The 18,373-nt window shown below is 71.6% G+C and carries 14 protein-coding genes and 1 pseudogene; 12 read left to right on the forward strand and 3 right to left on the reverse strand.

The window, feature by feature from the left end:
- Positions 1-253 precede the first annotated feature (253 nt).
- The 6 genes from ACIA8F_RS05890 (at position 254) to gatB (ending at position 6,969) form a co-directional block, all read left to right on the forward strand.
- Entirely contained in the window at positions 254-2,470 is a 2,217-nt protein-coding gene (locus ACIA8F_RS05890) for a putative bifunctional diguanylate cyclase/phosphodiesterase (protein ID WP_399376966.1), read from the forward strand.
- Between the two features lie 5 nt (positions 2,471-2,475).
- Positions 2,476-2,937 carry a nucleoside 2-deoxyribosyltransferase domain-containing protein gene (locus tag ACIA8F_RS05895; RefSeq protein ID WP_399376967.1) on the forward strand — a complete coding sequence of 154 codons (462 nt, stop codon included), beginning with the start codon at positions 2,476-2,478 and terminating at the stop codon, positions 2,935-2,937.
- A gap of 446 nt (positions 2,938-3,383) precedes the next feature.
- Positions 3,384-3,680 (forward strand): Asp-tRNA(Asn)/Glu-tRNA(Gln) amidotransferase subunit GatC, encoded by a 297-nt coding sequence (gene gatC / locus ACIA8F_RS05900; protein ID WP_007266718.1) that lies wholly within the window; start codon positions 3,384-3,386, stop codon positions 3,678-3,680.
- A 5-nt stretch (positions 3,681-3,685) separates the two neighbouring features.
- Complete coding sequence (gatA, locus tag ACIA8F_RS05905; protein ID WP_399376969.1) at positions 3,686-5,197, forward strand: Asp-tRNA(Asn)/Glu-tRNA(Gln) amidotransferase subunit GatA; 1,512 nt, start codon at positions 3,686-3,688, stop codon at positions 5,195-5,197.
- Positions 5,194-5,445, forward strand: coding sequence for a hypothetical protein (locus ACIA8F_RS05910; protein ID WP_399376970.1), 252 nt, complete (start codon positions 5,194-5,196; stop codon positions 5,443-5,445). The genes gatA and ACIA8F_RS05910 overlap by 4 nt, the downstream gene beginning before the upstream one ends.
- A 15-nt stretch (positions 5,446-5,460) precedes the next feature.
- A complete protein-coding gene (gatB, locus tag ACIA8F_RS05915; RefSeq protein WP_399376971.1) occupies positions 5,461-6,969 on the forward strand; it encodes an Asp-tRNA(Asn)/Glu-tRNA(Gln) amidotransferase subunit GatB in 1,509 nt (502 codons plus the stop codon).
- A gap of 83 nt (positions 6,970-7,052) precedes the next feature.
- Here gatB and ACIA8F_RS05920 read toward each other — a convergent pair whose 3' ends face one another.
- Positions 7,053-9,005, reverse strand: coding sequence for a protein kinase (locus ACIA8F_RS05920; protein WP_399376972.1), 1,953 nt, complete (start codon positions 9,003-9,005; stop codon positions 7,053-7,055).
- Between the two features lie 148 nt (positions 9,006-9,153).
- Positions 9,154-9,672 carry a DinB family protein gene (locus ACIA8F_RS05925; protein ID WP_399376973.1) on the reverse strand — a complete coding sequence of 173 codons (519 nt, stop codon included), beginning with the start codon at positions 9,670-9,672 and terminating at the stop codon, positions 9,154-9,156.
- Between the two features lie 133 nt (positions 9,673-9,805).
- Between ACIA8F_RS05925 and ACIA8F_RS05930 the strand changes: the two are divergent.
- Both ACIA8F_RS05930 and ACIA8F_RS05935 read left to right on the forward strand, forming a co-directional pair.
- A pseudogene (locus ACIA8F_RS05930) lies at positions 9,806-11,089 on the forward strand (chloride channel protein); the annotation flags it as partial.
- 863 nt (positions 11,090-11,952) lie between these two features.
- Positions 11,953-12,381: a hypothetical protein gene (locus ACIA8F_RS05935; protein WP_399376974.1), complete on the forward strand. Its 429-nt coding sequence runs from the start codon at positions 11,953-11,955 to the stop codon at positions 12,379-12,381.
- A 695-nt stretch (positions 12,382-13,076) separates the two neighbouring features.
- On the opposite strand, the gene ACIA8F_RS05940 is transcribed toward ACIA8F_RS05935, so the two are convergent.
- On the reverse strand, positions 13,077-13,886 hold the full coding sequence (locus ACIA8F_RS05940) for a GNAT family N-acetyltransferase (RefSeq protein ID WP_399377003.1): 810 nt from the start codon (positions 13,884-13,886) through the stop codon (positions 13,077-13,079).
- Positions 13,887-13,945: 59 nt separating this feature from the next.
- On the opposite strand from ACIA8F_RS05940, the gene ACIA8F_RS05945 reads away from it, so the two are divergent.
- The 4 genes from ACIA8F_RS05945 to ACIA8F_RS05960 all read left to right on the forward strand — a co-directional run bounded on the left by ACIA8F_RS05945 (position 13,946) and on the right by ACIA8F_RS05960 (position 18,250).
- Positions 13,946-14,446 carry a signal peptidase I gene (locus ACIA8F_RS05945; protein WP_399376975.1) on the forward strand — a complete coding sequence of 167 codons (501 nt, stop codon included), beginning with the start codon at positions 13,946-13,948 and terminating at the stop codon, positions 14,444-14,446.
- A gap of 246 nt (positions 14,447-14,692) precedes the next feature.
- Entirely contained in the window at positions 14,693-16,942 is a 2,250-nt protein-coding gene (locus ACIA8F_RS05950) for an MMPL family transporter (protein ID WP_399376976.1), read from the forward strand.
- A 39-nt stretch (positions 16,943-16,981) separates the two neighbouring features.
- Complete coding sequence (locus ACIA8F_RS05955) at positions 16,982-17,536, forward strand: GNAT family N-acetyltransferase (protein ID WP_399376977.1); 555 nt, start codon at positions 16,982-16,984, stop codon at positions 17,534-17,536.
- A 123-nt stretch (positions 17,537-17,659) separates the two neighbouring features.
- A complete protein-coding gene (locus ACIA8F_RS05960) occupies positions 17,660-18,250 on the forward strand; it encodes a hypothetical protein (protein ID WP_399376978.1) in 591 nt (196 codons plus the stop codon).
- Positions 18,251-18,373 lie beyond the last annotated feature (123 nt).

Genomic DNA, 18,373 nt, shown 5'->3' on the forward strand with positions numbered 1-18,373 from the left:
CCTGTCGGATCATCGGACCGGCGGCCGGGGAGTCCTGGTCCAAACTCACCCGTTCGGCGGATACCGTACTGATGAGGATGGCTGGGTCGTATTCGGGCAACCGCCGCCGACCGCTGCCCCTGGGCGCCTCCCGCGTCCTACTGTTGAGGGGTGCGCCTGTCGTGCACGGCTGCTTGACGCGCTTCCAGCCGTGATGGCATGACATCGGGGCCATCGCGTGGCATCGGCATCGCCGGCTGTGAGAGGGACGGGCATGAAACCCACCGAAAGCGCCGACCCGTCACCAGATTTCGGCGGGGAGTTCCCGTCCATGCGGACGGGCCGGCTCGGTGTCCTGGGATCCAGGACACCGCGATCGCGACCGCTCGACACGGGCGTGGGCGCGGGCCGGACGGGCCGCAGCGCCGCGCTGCCCCTCGTCATCGTGGGTCTCGCCGCCGTCGTGCTCGGCATCGGCATCATCACCGCGCTGACCAGCCGTCACGCCCTGTTCCCCGGCGGCCCGGTCGGCTGGGCGCTCGCCCTGCTCACCGGCATCATCGTCGGCCACCTCGTCGCCCTCGGCCGCGACCGCTGGTGGGGCGGCACCGGATCGGGCGCGGCCCTCACCCTCGGCGTCCTCATCCTCTACGGATGGGTCCCCGCCGGCCTGGTCTCCCTCGCCGTGGTCTCCCTCGTCGGCGCCGCCCGCAGACACCGCTGGCGCCAGGGCCTGCTGCACGGGGCCACCGACGTCCTCGGCATCGGCGCGGGAGCCCTCGTCCTCGCCGCGTTCGGGGAGGCACCCTCCGTCGAGCACCCCTGGCTGCCCACCGGATGGGGGCTCGACGCGGTCCCCGAAGTCATCCTCGTCGCCCTCGCCTACCTGCTCGTCACCCGCATCCTGCTGTGGCTCGCCCTCGCCCCGACCGGCGGGGGACTGCCCACGGTCGCCCGGACCGCGCTGCTGCGCCAGGCCCTGGTCGCCGTCGCCCTCCTCGGCATCGCCCCGCTGATCTGCGTGGTCGCCGAATCGCAGCCGGTGCTGCTGCCGCTGTTCGCCGTACCGCTGATCGCCCTGGACTCCACGCTGTGGATCGCCCGCGCCCGCGCCGAGGAACAGCTGCGGGACCCGCTCACCGGACTGCCCAACCGCCAGTGGCTCCTGGAGCGCGCCTGGAGCGCGCTCGACCAGGCCGAACGCTCGGGCACCAGAGCCGCGCTGGTACTGATCGACCTGGACCGCTTCCGCGCGGTCAACGACACCCTCGGCCACCTCGCCGGCGACCGGCTCCTCCTGCAGATAGCGGACCGGCTGCGCCAGGCCCTGCCCCAGGACGCCGAGGCGGCCCGCCTCGGCGGCGACGAGTTCGCCGTCCTCCTGCCCTTCACCGACTCCACCACCAGCGCCCAGCGGGTCGCCCGCAACCTCGTCGCCGAACTCAGCTCCCCCCTCGACCTGGACGGCCTGACCCTGGTCCTGGAGGCCAGCGCCGGCCTCGCCGTCTTCCCCGACCACGCACTGGACGCGGAGGGACTGCTGCGCCGCGCCGACGTCGCCATGTACCAGGCGAAGCGGGACCGGACCGGCGTCGAGGTCTACGAGTCCAAGCGCGACAGCAACACCCCCGACCGGCTCGGCCTGCTGGGCGACCTGCGCCGTGCGCTGGACGCGGGCGAGGTGGAACTGCACTACCAGCCGAAGGTCCGCTTCGACGGCAAGGTCGCCGGGCTGGAAGCACTGGTGCGCTGGGTGCACCCGGAGCGCGGACGGGTCTCGCCGGACGAGTTCATCGCGATCGCGGAGACCTCCGGGCTGATGCCGCACCTGACGGAGTACGTACTGGAGACCGCGCTCGCGCAGGTCGCCCGGTGGCGGGCCCAGGGCCTCAAGGTCCCGGTCGCCGTCAACGTGTCGCCGCGCGACGTCCACACCCCCGGCTTCGCCGGCGCCGTGGCCGCGCGCCTCGCCCGGCACGGGGTCCCCGCGAGCGGGCTGCAGCTGGAGATAACGGAACACGTCCTGCTGGAGGACCCGCAGCGGGCCGCCGACACGATGGCCGGGCTGACCGGCCACGGCGTGAAGATGTCCCTCGACGACTTCGGCACGGGCTACTCCTCCCTCGTCCACCTGCGGCGGCTGCCGGTCAGCGAACTGAAGATCGACCGGTCCTTCGTGGCCCGGCTCGCGGTGGACGCCCAGGACGCGGAGATCGTCCGCTGCACGGTGGACCTCGCACACTCGCTGGGCCTGCTGGTCGTCGCGGAGGGCGTCGAGGACGACGAGACGTGGGAGCGGCTCCGCGACCTGGGCTGCGATGCCGTCCAGGGCTGGCTGGTTGCCGCCGCGATGCCTCCGCAGGAGGCGACGGCCTGGCTGCTGGCCCGCGGAGAGCGCGGCTGGCGGCGGCCGGCGGACATCACGGCCGAGCTGGCGGCGGAGACGGCGGCGGCGCAGACCGCGGCCGCGGCGTCGTCCCAGACGCAGTGAGGTACGTGGAGGCACCCGCCGTGCACCGGCCCGCCCCGGGGGACCCGCCGTCGGTCTTCCTCGCGGGCGGGATCACGCACTGCCCGCCGTGGCAGTCACGGGCCGCGGCCGCGCTGGCCGACTTCGTCGTGCTCAACCCGCGGCGGACGGACTTCGACGTGTCCGACCCGTCGCAGACGGACGTCCAGATCGCGTGGGAGTACCGGCACCTGCAGCTGGCCGATCTGACGCTGTTCTGGTTTCCCGCGTGCGACGCGTCCCTCACGGTCCAGCCGATCACCCTGTACGAACTCGGCGCGGCCGCGGCCACCCCGGGACGCCGCCTGGTGGTCGGGGCCGACCCCGGCTACCCCCGCTGCGCCGACGTCCGCACGCAGCTCGCCCTGGCCCGCCCCGGCCTCCCGGTCCACCGGACCCTGCCCGAAACACTGGCAGCCGCCCGCGCGGAACTGACCGCCCCGTCCTGACGCCCGAAGCCCTGCGGGGCCGTCCCCTACCCGCCCTTCCACCGTTCCCCGGGCTCCGCCCGGACCCGTTCCGGGGGCCAGCCCCCGGACCCCCGCTCCTCAAACGCCGGAGGGGCTGATCTTGCCGGCGTTTGAGGCGCGGGGTCTGGGGCGGAGCCCCAGGAGGGGTCCGGGCGCAGCCCGGGGAACGGGCGAAGGGCGGGTAGGGGACTTCGCCCCGCGCAGCGGCAAAGGGCCGCAGCGGGGACTTCGCCCCGCGCAGCGGCGCACCCGCGGCCGCGGCCGGGGCTTCGCTCGAGCCGCCGCAGGCGGCCCCGCCGGGGGTGGAATCGGGCCCGCGCAGGGCCCCGTAGCGCCGCCCGGGGAAACCGGGGCGTCGGGTGGGGGCCGGGCCCCATAGGATTGGGGCCGAAACCTATACACCCGAACCCCCAGAGGATCGCTGCATGCCTGGCATCACGCGCGAGGAGGTCGCCCACCTCGCTCGGCTGGCACGTCTGGAGCTGAAGAGCGAAGAGCTCGACCACTTCGCTGGACAGCTCGACGACATCATCGGCGCGGTCGCCCGCGTTTCCGAGGTCGCCGACCAAGACGTCCCGCCGACCTCCCACCCGCTGCCGCTGACGAACGTCATGCGCGCGGACGAGGTCCGTCCGTCGCTCACCCCCGAGCAGGCGCTTTCCGGCGCTCCCGCCCAGGAGCAGCAGCGTTTCAAGGTGCCGCAGATCCTGGGGGAGGACTAATCACCATGGCTGACATCAACAGCAGCATCGACATCATCCGGCTCACGGCCGCCCAGACCGCCGAGAAGATCGCTTCCGGCGAGCTCACGGCCGTCGAGGTCACCGAGGCCCACCTGGCCCGTATCGGCGCTACCGACGAGAAGGTCAACGCCTTCCTGCACGTCGACCGCGAGGGCGCGCTCGCCCAGGCCGCCGCCGTCGACGCCAAGCGTGCGCGCGGCGAGGAGCTCGGCCCGCTGGCCGGCGTACCGCTCGCCCTCAAGGACATCTTCACCACCGTCGGGATCCCGACCACCGTGGGTTCGAAGATCCTCGAAGGCTGGGTCCCGCCCTACGACGCCACCCTGACGCGCAGGCTGAAGGAAGCCGACGTCGTCATCCTCGGCAAGACCAACATGGACGAGTTCGCCATGGGGTCCTCCACCGAGAACAGCGCCTACGGCCCCACCGGCAACCCCTGGGACCTCACCCGCGTCCCCGGCGGCTCCGGCGGCGGCTCCGCGGCCGCGCTGGCCGCCTTCCAGGCGCCGCTGGCGATCGGCACGGACACCGGCGGTTCCATCCGCCAGCCCGCCGCCCTCACCGGCACCGTCGGCGTGAAGCCCACCTACGGCGGCGTCTCCCGCTACGGCATGGTGGCCTTCTCCTCCTCCCTCGACCAGGGCGGTCCCTGCGCCCGTACGGTCCTGGACGCGGCCCTCCTGCACGAGGTCATCGCCGGTCACGACCCGATGGACTCCACGTCCATCGACGCCCCGGTCCCGCCGGTCGTCGAGGCGGCCCGCAACGGCTCCGTCGCCGGCATGCGCGTCGGCGTCGTCAAGCAGTTCGCGGGCGAGGGCTACCAGGCCGGCGTCGTCCAGCGCTTCAACGAGTCCGTCGCCCTCCTCAAGGAGCTCGGCGCCGAGATCGTGGAGCTGGACTGCCCGTCCTTCGACCTCGCGATGGCCGCGTACTACCTCATCGCGCCGTCCGAGTGCTCCTCGAACCTGGCCCGCTTCGACGCCATGCGCTACGGCCTGCGCGTCGGAGACGACGGCACCCGGTCCGCCGAGGACGTCACCGCCCTGACCCGCGAAGCCGGGTTCGGCGACGAGGTCAAGCGCCGCATCATCCTCGGTACGTACGCACTCAGCTCCGGCTACTACGACGCGTACTACGGCTCCGCCCAGAAGGTCCGCACGCTCATCACGCGGGACTTCGAGAAGGCCTTCGAGCAGGTCGACGTGATCGTCTCCCCGACGACGCCCACCACGGCCTTCGCGATCGGTGAGCGCACCGACGACCCGCTGGCCATGTACCTCGCGGACCTGTGCACCATCCCGACCAACCTGGCCGGCAACTCCGCCATGTCGCTGCCCTGCGGCCTGGCCCCGGAGGACGGTCTGCCGGTCGGGCTCCAGATCATCGCCCCGGCGATGAAGGACGACCGCCTGTACAAGGTGGGTGCCGCAGTCGAGGCCGCCTTCGTCGAGCGCTGGGGTCACCCGCTGCTTGAGGAGGCTCCGTCGCTGTGAGTTCCAACACGAGTGCGCTGTCCAAGGCCAAGGGCTTCAGGAAGTCCAAGTCCGGTACGTACCTGTCGATCGGCACCACCGCCTTCGGTGCCCTCAGCGTCGTCAAGCAGGCCAAGAAGGCCCGCTCCGAGCACGACACGCTGAAGCTGATCGACGCCGTCGTGTCCGCCGCCGCCATCGTCACCGGCCTCGCGATCCTGTACCGCGAACTGAAGCGTCTCGGCGACGACGACGTCCTGCTGGGCTGAGAGGGAATTTCCACTGTGACTGCCATTGAACTGCTGTCGTACGAGGACGCCCTCGCGTCGTACGACCCCGTCATGGGCCTCGAGGTCCATGTCGAGCTCGGCACGAAGACCAAGATGTTCTGCGGCTGCTCGACCGAGCTGGGCGCCGAGCCCAACGCGCAGACCTGCCCGGTCTGTCTCGGCCTGCCCGGCGCGCTGCCGGTCGTCAACGAGATCGGCATCGAGTCCGCCATCAAGATCGGTCTCGCGCTGAACTGCGAGATCGCCGAGTGGTGCCGCTTCGCCCGGAAGAACTACTTCTACCCGGACATGCCGAAGAACTTCCAGACCTCCCAGTACGACGAGCCGATCGCCTTCAACGGCTTCCTCGACGTACAGCTGGAGGACGGCGAGATCTTCCGCGTGGAGATCGAGCGCGCCCACATGGAGGAGGACACCGGCAAGTCGCTGCACGTGGGCGGCGCCACCGGCCGCATCCACGGCGCGTCCCACTCCCTGCTGGACTACAACCGCGCCGGCATCCCGCTCATCGAGATCGTCACCAAGCCGATCGAGGGCGCCGGCGAGCGCGCCCCCGAGGTGGCCAAGGCGTACGTCGCCGAGCTGCGCGAGGTCATCAAGGCGCTCGGCGTCTCCGAGGCCCGCATGGACAAGGGCCAGATGCGCTGCGACGTCAACCTGTCGCTGCGCCCCACCCCCGAGTCCGAGTTCGGCACCCGCAGCGAGACGAAGAACGTCAACTCGCTGCGTTCCGTCGAGCGCGCCGCCCGCTTCGAGATCCAGCGCCACGCGGCGGTGCTCTCCTCCGGCGGCTCGATCGTCCAGGAGACCCGGCACTTCCACGAGGAGGACGGCTCCACCACGGCCGGCCGCATCAAGGACAACGCCGAGGACTACCGGTACTTCCCGGAGCCCGACCTGGTCCCGATCGCCCCGGCCCGCACCTGGGTCGAGGAGCTGCGCTCCGGCCTGCCGGAGATGCCGCGCGTGCGCCGCAACCGCCTCCTCCAGGAGTGGGGCGTCACCGAGCACGACATGCAGTCGATCCTCAACGCGGGCGCGGTGGACTCCATCGTCGCCACCATCGAGGCCGGCGCCGACTCCACGGCCGCCCGCAAGTGGTGGATGGGCGAGCTGGCGCGCAACGCCAACGAGCAGGGCGTCGTCGTCGACGAGCTGCCCATCACCCCCGTCCAGGTCGCGCGCGTCGCGGCCCTGGTGGCGGCCGGTGAGCTCAACGACAAGTTGGCCCGCCAGGTCCTCGAAGGCGTGCTCGCCGGTGAGGGCACCCCGGACGAGGTCGTCGAGAAGCGCGGCCTGAAGGTCGTCTCGGACGAGGGCGCGCTCGGCGCGGCCGTGGACGAGGCCATCGCGGGCAACGCGGGCATCGCCGACAAGATCCGCGGCGGCAAGATCGCCGCCGTCGGCGCACTGGTCGGAGCGGTCATGAAGACCACCCGCGGCCAGGCCGACGCCGCACGCGTCAAGGAGCTCATCCTGGAGCGCCTGGGCGTTTCGGAGTAGTCGACGGACTCGCTCCCGTAGGTACGCGGCGGCCCCGCACCGGAGATCCGGTGCGGGGCCGCCTGCGTACGGGCCTGCCGGCGCTACCGCTTGAGCTGGGGAGCGGCGATGACGACCGTGCCGTTGTCGCAGCCCTTGTCCACCTTGATGCGCAGCCGCAGGGCTCCGCTCACGTCCACGGTACGGGTGATCGGCTTGCCCAGTTCGACGAGTTCGGAGAAGGCGGCGGGCTTGCCGTCGAGCGAGATGGTGACCCGCCCCTTCTCGTTCGTCGAGCCGTCGTCGATGCCCGCGGTGAAGTCCAGCGTCTTCCACTCTCGGTTGAGGTCGAACTCGGTCTGCGCGTCGAAGTTGCAGCTGCTCTGCTGGATGAACGCGGCCCCGTACTGCGTGGTGTTGATCTTGGCGGGTCCGACGTCGAATCCGCCCAGGTCGTCGTTGACGGGCCCCATGACGGTCAGGTCGGCCGCCTTGACGTCCGGGGCGATCCCCGAAGGGGGCGAGCCGGTCCCCGTCGGCTGGGTGGCCGGGGAATCGGACTCGGACGCCGACGCCGACGGACTGGGCGAGGGTGAGGGCGTCGGGCTCTCGGGGACCGCGGGGGAGGAGGCGCCCTTGTCCCCGCCGCTCGCCGTGTTCGAGCCGTCGGCGTCCTCCTTGTCCCCGAGCAGCTTTACGCCGGCCACCGCGCCGCCTGCGACGAGCAGGACGGCCAGCACCGCCCCGAGCACCAGCCCGGTACGCCGCTTCCGCTTGCGCGGCGGCGCAGGGGCCGCCTCGGAGGAGGAGACGGTCACCGGCGCCGGGCCGTATCCCGGCGGCACGGTCGCCTGTACGGGCGGCGGGGCGTACACCGGCTCGGTGGGCGGCGGCGCGTACACGGGCTGGGCGGGCTGCGCGGTGGCCACCGGCTGCGCCGGGAGCCCTGCCGGAGGGACGGCCGGGGCAGCTGCCGGTACGGATGGCTGCTGCGGCGGCTGCTGCGGCTGCTGCGCCGACGGCTGTGGCGGCTGCTGCGGCGGGACCACCGGCTTCGGCGGGGCCGCCGAAGGGACCGGGGGAGCGGTCGGGGGCAGGGCAGGGGGAGCGACCGGGAGCGGCACCGGCACCGCGTCCTGGACCACTCGCTGCGAGGTGGAGCTGGTCGTGGACACCACCGCGCGGCGGATGTCCTTCATCCAGCCCGCCAGGTTCAGCGGACGCTTCAGCGGGTCGGCGGCGTAGATGGAGGCGATCCGCCCCCGCTGCTCCGCGTCCAGCACCGCGAACTGCGGCAGCCGCAGCAGGGCGTGCGCCAGCAACTCGGGCGTCGAGGGCGGGGATTCCCCGCTCAGCAGGAAGTACGCGATGGCCCCGAAGGCGTACCGGTCCGCGCCCGGGGTCCGCTTCCCCTCGAAGACCTCGGGCGCCGCGTAGCCCTGGGTGAACCACACCTCGGCCGTCTGGTGGTCGGCGGTCAGCTTGCTGAGGCCGAAGTCCACCAGCGTGGCCTGCCCGTGCGCGTCGACCATGACGTTGCCGGGCGACAGGTCACCGTGGATCACCTGGCGCCCCGAGGGGGTGGCCTTCCCCGAGTGCAGCCAGTCCAGTACGTCGGCCAGCTGTTCCAGCGTGCGCATCACCTCGCGCCGCTCGGCGGCCGTGGCGAGGGTCCGCTCGGCCCGCCAGTCGCGCAGGTCGAGGCCGTCGACGTGGTTCATGACCAGGACCAGGGCCCGGCCGGTCAGCGTCGACGACTCCCCGGGCCGGTGGATCGGCGGTCCCTCGAAATGCTCGCGTACGCCCACGACACCCGGCCGGTGGACGAAGCGCAGCAGTTCGGCCTGCTCGTTCCACTTCTGGCTGATCCGGTCGAAGACGTCCGGGGTGATCGTGGTCTTGGAGTCGAGCACCTTCACCACGACGGGCTCGGATCCTCCCGCGAGCTCTATCTCGGCGAGATAGAGCACGGCTTCCCCGCCGCGCCCGATGGACCGGAGCAACCGGTAGCGGTCTGCTGCCGAGTCCGGCCCGATGTGCAGATTCTGGCTGGTCAATTTCCCCCCAGCGCTGGTTGTTTGAGTGGGGATCAGCTTCCCGGCGCGAGTGGGTGGCGGTCAAGTTCCGGCTGCGGTGGGGGTGTGGGCGAACTCCGTTTGTGGTGGGTCGAGTTGGCTGCCGGGTGTCCGGGTGTCCGGGTCGGCCTCAGGCGCCCGTGGCTCCGTCGACGGCCTCGCGGAGGAAGTCCGCGTGCCCGTTGTGGCGGGCGTACTCGTGGATCATGTGCAGCATGAGCAGGCGCAGCGAAGCGTCCTCCTCCCACTTCTCCACGCGCACCGTCACCTCCAGTGACTCGGCGGCCGCCTCCACCGTGCGGGCGTGCTCGACCTCCGCCCGCCAGGCCGCGAAGGCCTCTGCGCGGGTCGAGCCGGAGGCGTCGTAGGCGGCCTGGAAGTCGTGGGTGTCCGACCACAGGTGAGGGACGTCCGCCCCGCCGAAGGTGCGCCGGAACCAGTGCCGCTCCACCTCCGCCATGTGCCGCACCAGCCCGAGCAGGGACAGCGTGGAGGGCGGGGACGACTGGCGGCGCAGCTCCTCGTCGGTGAGGCCCTCGCACTTCCAGGCGAGGGTGGCCCGGTGGAAGTCGAGGTACGCGCGGAGCGTCTCGCGCTCGCCCCCGGTGAGGGGCGGGCCGACGCGGTGATCGGGTTCTGTTGCAGCCATGGCTGAGATCTTGCCCCGTTGGTCCCGGGGGGTGGAAGGCGTTCGCCCCTACCCGCGTCCCGTTTTTTGTTCCTAAAGTGAACATATGCCGCAAAGTCGTACCCGCACCACCTGTATCACCCGCATGACCCGCATGACCCGTACCACCCACATCCCCCACCTGAAGGCCCTCGGTCCCGTGCTGCTCATCGGCATCGGAGCGGGCGTCGGAGCCGTGCTCTTCCGGTGGATGGTGATCGGAGCGACGGAGCTGCTCTCCGGCCACGCCGACTACGCGGCAGCCGGCCACGCCGCCCACCCCGGCGTACCCCTCCTCGGGCCGTACTTCGTCCTGCTCGCCCCCGTCGCCGCCGGACTCGTCTACGGCCCGCTCGTCCACCGCTACGCGCGCGAGGCCCGGGGCCACGGGGTCCCGGAAGTCATGCTGGCCGTCGCCCACAACGGCGGACAGATCAAGGGCCGCGTCGCCGCCGTCAAATCCCTCGCCTCCGCCCTCTGCATCGGCGGCGGCGGCTCCGTCGGCCGCGAGGGCCCCATCGTCCAGATCGGCGCGGCACTCGGCTCCACCCTCGGGCGGCTGCTGAAGTCCAACGAGGAACACACCAAACTGCTCCTCGCCTGCGGCGCGGCCGGCGGCATCGCGGCGACCTTCAACGCACCGCTCGCCGGTGTCGTGTTCGCCATGGAACTCATCCTCCGCCGCTGGTCCTCCCGCACCTTCGGCTACCTCGCCCTCGCCTCCGTCACGGCCTGCGCCATCGCCCGCGCGGTCTTCGGCGACCGGCCGTTCCTGGTCCTCGAGGCGATGCACGTAGGACACCCCGCGCAGTACCTCCTCTTCGCCGCCCTCGGCGTCCTCGCCGGAACCGTCGGCATCGGCTTCACGCGCTTCCTCTACGTGGCCGAGGACCTGTGCGACCGACTGTGGCGCGGCCCGGAATGGCTGCGCCCCGCGGTCGGCGGACTACTGCTCGGCCTGATCCTGCTCGCCCTGCCCCAGATGTACGGAGTCGGCTATCCAGTCCTGGAGGGCGCGGTCCACGGGAAGTACGCCCTGGGCCTGCTGCTGCTCCTGATGCTGGGCAAGATCCTTGCCACGAGCACCACGATGGGCATCGGCGGCTCGGGCGGAGTCTTCGCCCCGTCCCTCTTCATCGGAGCCACCCTCGGCGCGGCCTTCGGCCTCGCGACCTCCCCGGCCAACGCCCCCGCCTTCGCCCTGGTCGGCATGTCAGCCGTCTTCGCAGGCAGCGCCCGCGCCCCGATCACGGCGGTGGTCATCATGGTCGAACTGACCGGCGAATACACCCTGATAGCCCCCTTCATGCTGGCGGTGGCCCTGGCGACAGGCGTGAGCCGCCTGCTCAGCAGGGACACGGTGTACACCCTGAAGCTGACCCGGAGGGGGATCGAGCTGGCGGCGTAGGGGGGTGGGGAGTTGGGGAGGTGGGGGAGGCGATGCGAATCGGGGTGGGGGGCTTGGGCTGCGGGCCGGTCCTTGGCGTTGACAGGGTCCGGGGGGAGCCCGGCAGTCCAGTGTCCTTTCGGTGCGGGCCGGTCCCTCAAGGGCGCTCCTTCGTCGCGTCGCTTCGCGATGGCCTTCGGCCACCCTTGACCGACCGGCCCACCCCGAAACGCCACAAGACTTCCGGGATCCCCCCGGGGAACGGCCGGGAGGGAGGAGAGGGAGGAGCGGCCACGCCGAAGATGCGCAGCCCTGCTCCGGCCGGTGAGCATCCACGCACGGCCCCGGCAGGACCGTGACCTCAGCCGGAATGGACGCGCGGGGCGATCAGAGCATCCAGGGCCGGGCGTCTGAACACCCTTCCCGTGACCGCCGACCGCCACCCAGAGCGCAAGGTGGACGAGGAAGACCTCAGGGTCGGGGGGCGCGACAGATCGCTACACACTCCCACTCGGCTCAGCGACTACCGACCGCCCGTGGCCGATGTACATGGATTGACTCTTAATGGGCCGATCTCGGCGGTTATAGCGGTATGGGCGCGTACGAGGGTTTGGGTACGACTAAGGGACTCGTCTCGGGCTTGGGTGGGCGTCTTGGGCTGTGGACGGGTTTTGACGTGTGGGGGAGTTTAGGTAAGCCTTACCTCGCCCAGGTCGCCCTCGCGGCCGCACTGCCCTCGGAGCATCCTCATGTCGTCCCCTGCCGCTGATCTGTCTGCTCGTCCTATCCGCCTGTACGACTCTTGGTGGACGGTCGTGGCCGCGGGGCTTGGGGCGATGGTCGTTCTTCCGGCCGGTCTGTGGATTTCCGTTCACATGAAGACCGACCCGGCGCTGCACACCGCTGCGCTCTTCGCGCACCTCGCCTCGCTCGTCGTCGGCTTCGGCGCTGTTCTGGCCGCGGATTACTACGGTCTGCTGTGGGCCACGAGGCGTTGCACGCTCGCCGAGGTGGTCGGAGCGACGTCCAGGCTCCATATACCCATCTGGGCCGGACTCGGTGGCCTCATCGTGAGCGGCATGATGCTGGAGCCCGACCTCAAGTCGCCCCTCACCCTCGCGAAGCTCGGGCTCGTCGCCCTCCTGACCCTCAACGGTCTCCAGGCCGGCCTCCTAGGCCACCGCCTGTCCGCCGCCCCCGCCGCCACACCCCGCCTCCTGCTCTGGGGCGGCGCCACCGCCGTCGTCTCCCAGCTCTGCTGGTGGGGCGCCGTAACCATCGGCTTCCTCAACACCAATTCCTGACCCCCCACACATACAAGTACCGTCCCCCCCCACATGCGCAGGTACCTTCCCCCCCACATGGGCAGGTACCGCCCGCTCCCCTCTATCGATGAGGTCGGCTAGATCCGCTAGTCCGCTAGTCCGCTAGGTCGGCTGCATCGGCCACGGGCGGTCGGTAGTCGCTGAGCCGAGTGGGAGTGTGTAGCGATCTGTCGCGCCCCCCGACCCTGAGGTCTTCCTCGTCCACCTTGCGCTCGGGGTGGCGGTCGACGGTCACGGGAAGGGTGTCCAGACGCCCGGCCCTGGATGCTCTGATCGCCCCGCGCGTCCATTCCGGCTGAGGTCACGGTCCTGCCGGGGCCGTGTCCAGATGCCCACGGGCCGAAGGGGGCTGCGGATCTGAAGCATGGCCGCTCCTCCCTCTCCTCCCTCCCGGCCGTTCCCCGGGGGGATCCCGGAAGTCTTGTGGCGTTTCGGGGTGGGCCGGTCGGTCAAGGGTGGCCGAAGGCCATCGCGAAGCGACGCGACCGCAGGGAGCGCCCTTGAGGGACCGGCCCGCACCGAAAGGACACTGGACTGCCGGGATCCCACCGGGCCCTGTCAACGCCCCCGCCCAACCCGCAGCCCAAGCCAGCCACCCACCCCCGACCAACACCTCCCCACCTCCCCACCTCCCCACCTCCCCACCTCCCCACCTCCCCAACCCCCCCCTCCCCCTACCCCTCCCAAACCCAGGGCACCGTCACGCCCAGGACGTCGAAGCCCAGCCGTTGCAGGATCGGGCGGCTGTCCTCCGAGGCGTCGACCTGGAGGTAGCGGATGCCTCGCTCCGCTGCCACGCGGGCGCGGTGGGCGACCAGGAGGCGGTAGATGCCGTGGCCTCGCCATTCCGGGACCGTGCCGCCGCCCCACAGGCCGGCGAAGGGGCTTCCCGGGCGCATTTCCATCCGGGCCGCGCTCACCGGGGTGTCGCCCGCCATCGCGACGACGGCTTCGATGGTGTCCGGCTCGTCCCTCAGGAGGTTCAGCATCAGGTCCTTGATGCGGGGGCGATCCGCGCCGAAGGCGTGGCGGTGGGCCTGCATCATCAGGTCGACGCCCGCCTCGTCGGTCACCACCCGCAGGGTGATGCCCTCCGGTGGCTCCACCGGCAAGGCTGCGAGGTCCGCCACCCGCCCGACCAGGAGGGTTTCCGCGGGCTCCGCCACGAAGCCGGCCGCGCGCAGCCGGTCTCCGAGGTCGGCGGGGCGGTCGTGGCCGTACAGCTTCCACTCGAACTCCGCCGACGGGACCTCGCCCCGATCGGCCAGCTCCCTGAAGAACGCCACCTGCTCCGCGATCACCGCATCCGCGGTGCGCTCGTCGAGGTCCGACCAGAGCACCGTGTTCCCTCCGGGACCGGGCGCGATCTGCCGTACGACCGGGCCGGCTCGTTCCACGCGCGCGTCACTGGTGTCGGGCCGGGCCTCTCGGCGCATCACGGTGTCGAACTCGGCGCGCACCTTCAGCAGGGCATCTGGATCCATGGTCATCCGGCCAGCTCACCAGCCGCCGACGGGTCCGACAACTGCATTAACCTCACCCCGTGAACGACCACACCCACCCGACCCACCCCACCCACCCCTCGATCTACACCGGCAAGGCCGCCCCCGACGCCGCCGTCGACCGGGGCTGGCTGCTGGGGCACTTCAAGGAGCCCGGCGATCCCCGCCACAGCGAGGACGTGGAGATCAAGTGGGGCGTCCACCCCAAGGGTGAGGAGCGGGCCGCTTGGGTCCACGGGGAGTCCCGTACGGCGTTGCAGGTGCTGATCAGCGGCCGGTTCCGGCTGGAGTTCCCCGGCCGGAACGTCGTCCTGGCCGAACAGGGGGACTACGTCGTGTGGGGACGCGGAGTCGACCACTCCTGGTACGCGGAGGAGGACTCGGTGGTGCTCACCGTGCGCTGGCCCTCGCTGCCGGGCTACCGAGCCGACGAAGCATCCGCCGAAGCACCCGCCGAAGCACCCGCCGAAGTGCCCGACGAAGCACCCGCCGCAGAGCCCGACGACCAGTCCGGCCGGACCTCCGCTCCGAACCCGGTGTGACCATGGTCCCGCACCTGCCCGAACGCCTGTGACGCTGCCCACGTAGGCCGCCAACGATCACGCCACGCTGCGATCGTGGAGGTGTAGACCAACCCGCTCAGACCAGGGCAACCGCACGCCCAACCCACCCCACGCCCAGCCCCACGCCAGCCCCACGCCCAACCCGGCGTTCAGTTTCAGTGTTCACGTGTTCTTCCCGACGGGCCGTTCCCCGGTGAGGATCCGAACCACCAGGGAGCCCGTCCGTTGTCAGCCCTCGCACGCTGGTGCATGCGGCACCGACTCGTTGCCGTTCTGATCTGGCTCCTCGCCTTCGGCGGGACCGCCGCTGCCGCGGTCGGCGCCGGGACGGCGTTCTCCAACGACTACGAGGTCCCCGGCACCGAGTCCGCCAAGGCGCACGCGTTGCTGCGGGAGGGGTTCCACGGGCAGGGCGGCGATACCGACACCGTCGTGTGGCGGGCTCCCGACGGGCAGAGCGTGCGGACGCCGGCCGTGCAGGAGCGCATGACGCGGGCGCTGGACTCCATAGCCGGGCTGCCCGGTGTCGGATCGGTGGCCGGTCCCTACGGTCCCGGGCCCGACAGCGGGGCCCGGATCAGCCCCGACGGGCGTACCGCCTACGCCGTGGTCACCTTCGACCGGCAGGCCGACTCGGTGCCGAAGGGCGAGGCGAAGGCCGTCGTCGACGCCGCGCGGAACCCGGTGACCCAGGCCGACGGGCTCCAGGTCGAGCTCGGGGGGCGCGCCATCGGCCTCACCGAGGCCCCCTCCGCGCACCTCGCCGAGGTCATCGGGGTGGCCATCGCCGCGGTGGTGCTGTTCCTGGCGTTCGGATCGCTAGCGGCCAGCCTGCTGCCCATCGCGACCGCCCTGGTCAGCGTGGGCACCGCCTATTTCGGCATCACCCTCCTCGGCCACGCCATGCCGGTCGCCGACTTCGCTCCGATGCTCGGCACCCTCGTGGGCCTCGGGGTGGGCATCGACTACGCGCTGTTCATCGTGACCCGCCACCGCAAGGGCCTCAAGCGCGGACTCCCGGTCGCGGAGGCCGCCGAGAGCGCCGTCGCCACCACCGGCCGGGCCGTGGTCTTCGCCGGGGCCACCGTCTGCATCGCGCTGCTCGGCATGCTGGTGCTCCGGCTGGGATTCCTCAACGGCGTCGCCATCGCCGCCTCCCTCACCGTGGTTCTGACCGTCGCCGCCTCGGTGACCCTGCTGCCCGCGCTGCTCTCGTACATCGGGATGCGCGCCCTGTCCGGCCGCGAGCGCCGCAAGCTGGCCGCCGAGGGGCCGCTGCCCGAGGCGGTGACGGGCTTCGCCGCCCGCTGGTCGGCCTTCGTCGAGCGGTACCCGAAGCTGCTCGGCCTGGTCGCCGCGGTGGTCATGGCGGTGCTGGCGCTGCCCACGCTCTCCCTGCACCTCGGCACCTCCGACCAGGGCAACAACCCGGCCGCGTCCACCACCCGGAAGGCATACGACCTGCTCGCGGAGGGCTTCGGCCCGGGGACGAACGGCCCGCTGACCGTGGTCGCCCGCGTCGGCGGGGCCGGCGACCGGGCCGCCGTGGACACGCTGGCCGAGTCGATCCGTACGACCAGGGGCGTGGCCGCGGCAGGACCGGCGGTCTTCAACCGCAGCGGCGACACCGCCGTGGTCACCGTCGTACCGGACTCCGCGCCGCAGTCCCGGGCCACGAGCGAGCTGGTCGACAGGCTGCGCGAGGACGTCATCCCGCGGGCCGGCCACGACACCTCCCTGCAGGTCCACGTCGGCGGCGTGACCGCCGGGTACGACGACTTCGCCGAGGTCATCGTCGGCAAACTGCCGCTCTTCGTCGGGGTGGTCATCGCGCTCGGCTGCGTGCTCCTGCTGCTGGCCTTCCGCTCCATCGGCATTCCGGTCAAGGCGGCCGCCATGAACGTCGCCGCCGTCGCCTCCTCCTTCGGAGTCGTCGTCGCCGTCTTCCAGTGGGGCTGGGGCAGCGAACCGCTCGGGCTGGGCAGCGCGGGGCCGATCGAGCCCTTCCTCCCCGTGATCATGGTCTCGGTGCTCTTCGGGCTGTCCATGGACTACCAGGTCTTCCTCGTCAGCCGGATGTACGAGGAATGGCTGGAGACGGGCGACAACAAGCGGGCGGTGCGCGTCGGCCTCGCCGAGACCAGCCGGGTGATCAACTCGGCGGCCGTCATCATGATCTCGGTCTTCCTGGCCTTCGTGCTCAGCGGCGACCGGCTCATCGCCATGTTCGGCATCGCGCTCGCCGTGGCCGTCGCCCTCGACGCCTTCGTCCTGCGGACCCTCCTCGTCCCGGCCCTGATGCACCTGCTCGGCGGAGCCAACTGGTGGCTGCCGGCCTGGCTGGACCGCCGGCTCCCGAGGATCAGCATCGAGCCCCCGGAACGCCGCCCGCATGCGAAACTTCCCCTGCAACGGCCCGGCACGGACCCCGTCACGAGCGAGGACGCGGCCGAGCCCGCGACCACCTCCCGGTAATCCGGCCACCCGCCGCTCGCTACCCAAGGAAGAACGCGCATGTTCTCGATAGACCTCGCCGACGACGCCCAGCTGTTCCCGCTGGAGGCCCGGCACGCCGAGGAGTTCTTCGCCCACATCGAACGCGGCCGCGCGTTCATCGGCCAGTACGTCGGCTTCCCGGACCGGTCCTGCGACCTGGAGTCCGCCCGCGCCCTGCTGGCCAAGTACGCGCTCACGGCGGGGGAGGACGGCGCGCGGTTCTTCGGGATCAGGCTCGACGGCACCCTCGTCGGCGGGGTGCTCTTCCCGGCCTTCGACGCGGGGACGGGCAACTGCGAGATCGGCTGCTGGCTGGAGCCCGACGCGGCCGGCCGCGGCCTGGTGACCAAGGCCTGCCGGGTCCTGATCGACTACGCCTTCGGTGAGCGCGGCATGCACCGCATCGAATGGCACGCCGCCTCCGGCAACAAGAAGAGCCTCGCGGTGGCCGAGCGCCTGGGCATGACCCGTGAAGGCGTCATGCGCCAGAACCACCTGCACCGAGGCGTCCGCCAGGACACCGAGATCTGGGCGATCCTCGCCGACGAGTGGTCCGCGGCCAGCTCCGCGTAGCACCGCCAGCGCCCGTGCGACGGCGCCCCGCCCCGAGTCCGCCGCAGGGCCGGGGCGCGGCCCCGCACGCCGTTCGGACGGATTCTCAGAAACCTCTCAGAAAAGCCGCCTACGGTGCCCCGCATGGACACCACCAAGACCCCCGCCCCGACCGCTCCCGAGGCGGACTCCCCGGCCGACCTGAAGAAGGCCGCCACCGACGAGACGACCGCCCCGGCCGCCGCGGACACCGCCGTCGCGCAGGAGGTGCCGGGCGAGGAGCTCGCCACCGACCTCGACGAGGAGCTCGACGAGCTCGACGCCGAGGCCGAAGAGCAGCAGAGCAGTGGTGTCGCCTCCGGAGCCTCCGCGATCGTCGCCGCCGGTCTCGGCCTGGTCGCCCTCAGCGGCAGCTGGACCTCCCGCATCATCGGCGAGCGGGAGACCCTGAAGGGCCAGATCAGCTCCGCCACCGCCACCACCACCGAGGCCAAGATCGAGGCGCTGTACGGCAACGCCTGGCACATGACCGCCCTGGTCAACGGCGTCCTGTCGACGATCGCGCTGCTCATCGCCGTCTTCGTGCTGGCCCGCCCGGCCTTCGGCGCCCCCGGCCGCACCCTGCCGACCTGGGTCCGCTCCGTGTCCTGGGCCGCCGTGGTCGTCGCCGCCATCGGCGTGCTCGCCTTCGCGTTCATGTACGTCCTCTCCCTCCCGGTGGCCCCCGCCGCCTAGTCCGTCCGCCGTCGCACGAAGGCCCGTCCTAAAGGTTGTTTCAGAAGGTCCGTCTTATGCAGGCCGGAGTGGTGATTGACCTGCTGTTTCACCGTGTCATGGCGAGGTTGTGCATGGTGGCGA

Source organism: Streptomyces sp. NPDC051563, assembly GCF_044454225.1.
GTDB lineage: Bacteria > Actinomycetota > Actinomycetes > Streptomycetales > Streptomycetaceae > Streptomyces.

Bases quoted from the DNA above. Each gene is read 5' to 3' on its own strand.
- ACIA8F_RS05955 (WP_399376977.1), top strand. From the start codon at position 16,982: ATGTTCTCGATAGACCTCGCCGACGACGCCCAGCTGTTCCCGCTGGAG.
- ACIA8F_RS05925 (WP_399376973.1), bottom strand. From the start codon at position 9,672: ATGGCTGCAACAGAACCCGATCACCGCGTCGGCCCGCCCCTCACCGGG.
- ACIA8F_RS05935 (WP_399376974.1), top strand. From the start codon at position 11,953: ATGAAGACCGACCCGGCGCTGCACACCGCTGCGCTCTTCGCGCACCTC.
- ACIA8F_RS05960 (WP_399376978.1), top strand. From the start codon at position 17,660: ATGGACACCACCAAGACCCCCGCCCCGACCGCTCCCGAGGCGGACTCC.
- gatA (WP_399376969.1), top strand. From the start codon at position 3,686: ATGGCTGACATCAACAGCAGCATCGACATCATCCGGCTCACGGCCGCC.
- gatC (WP_007266718.1), top strand. From the start codon at position 3,384: ATGCCTGGCATCACGCGCGAGGAGGTCGCCCACCTCGCTCGGCTGGCA.
- ACIA8F_RS05940 (WP_399377003.1), bottom strand. From the start codon at position 13,886: ATGGATCCAGATGCCCTGCTGAAGGTGCGCGCCGAGTTCGACACCGTG.
- ACIA8F_RS05890 (WP_399376966.1), top strand. From the start codon at position 254: ATGAAACCCACCGAAAGCGCCGACCCGTCACCAGATTTCGGCGGGGAG.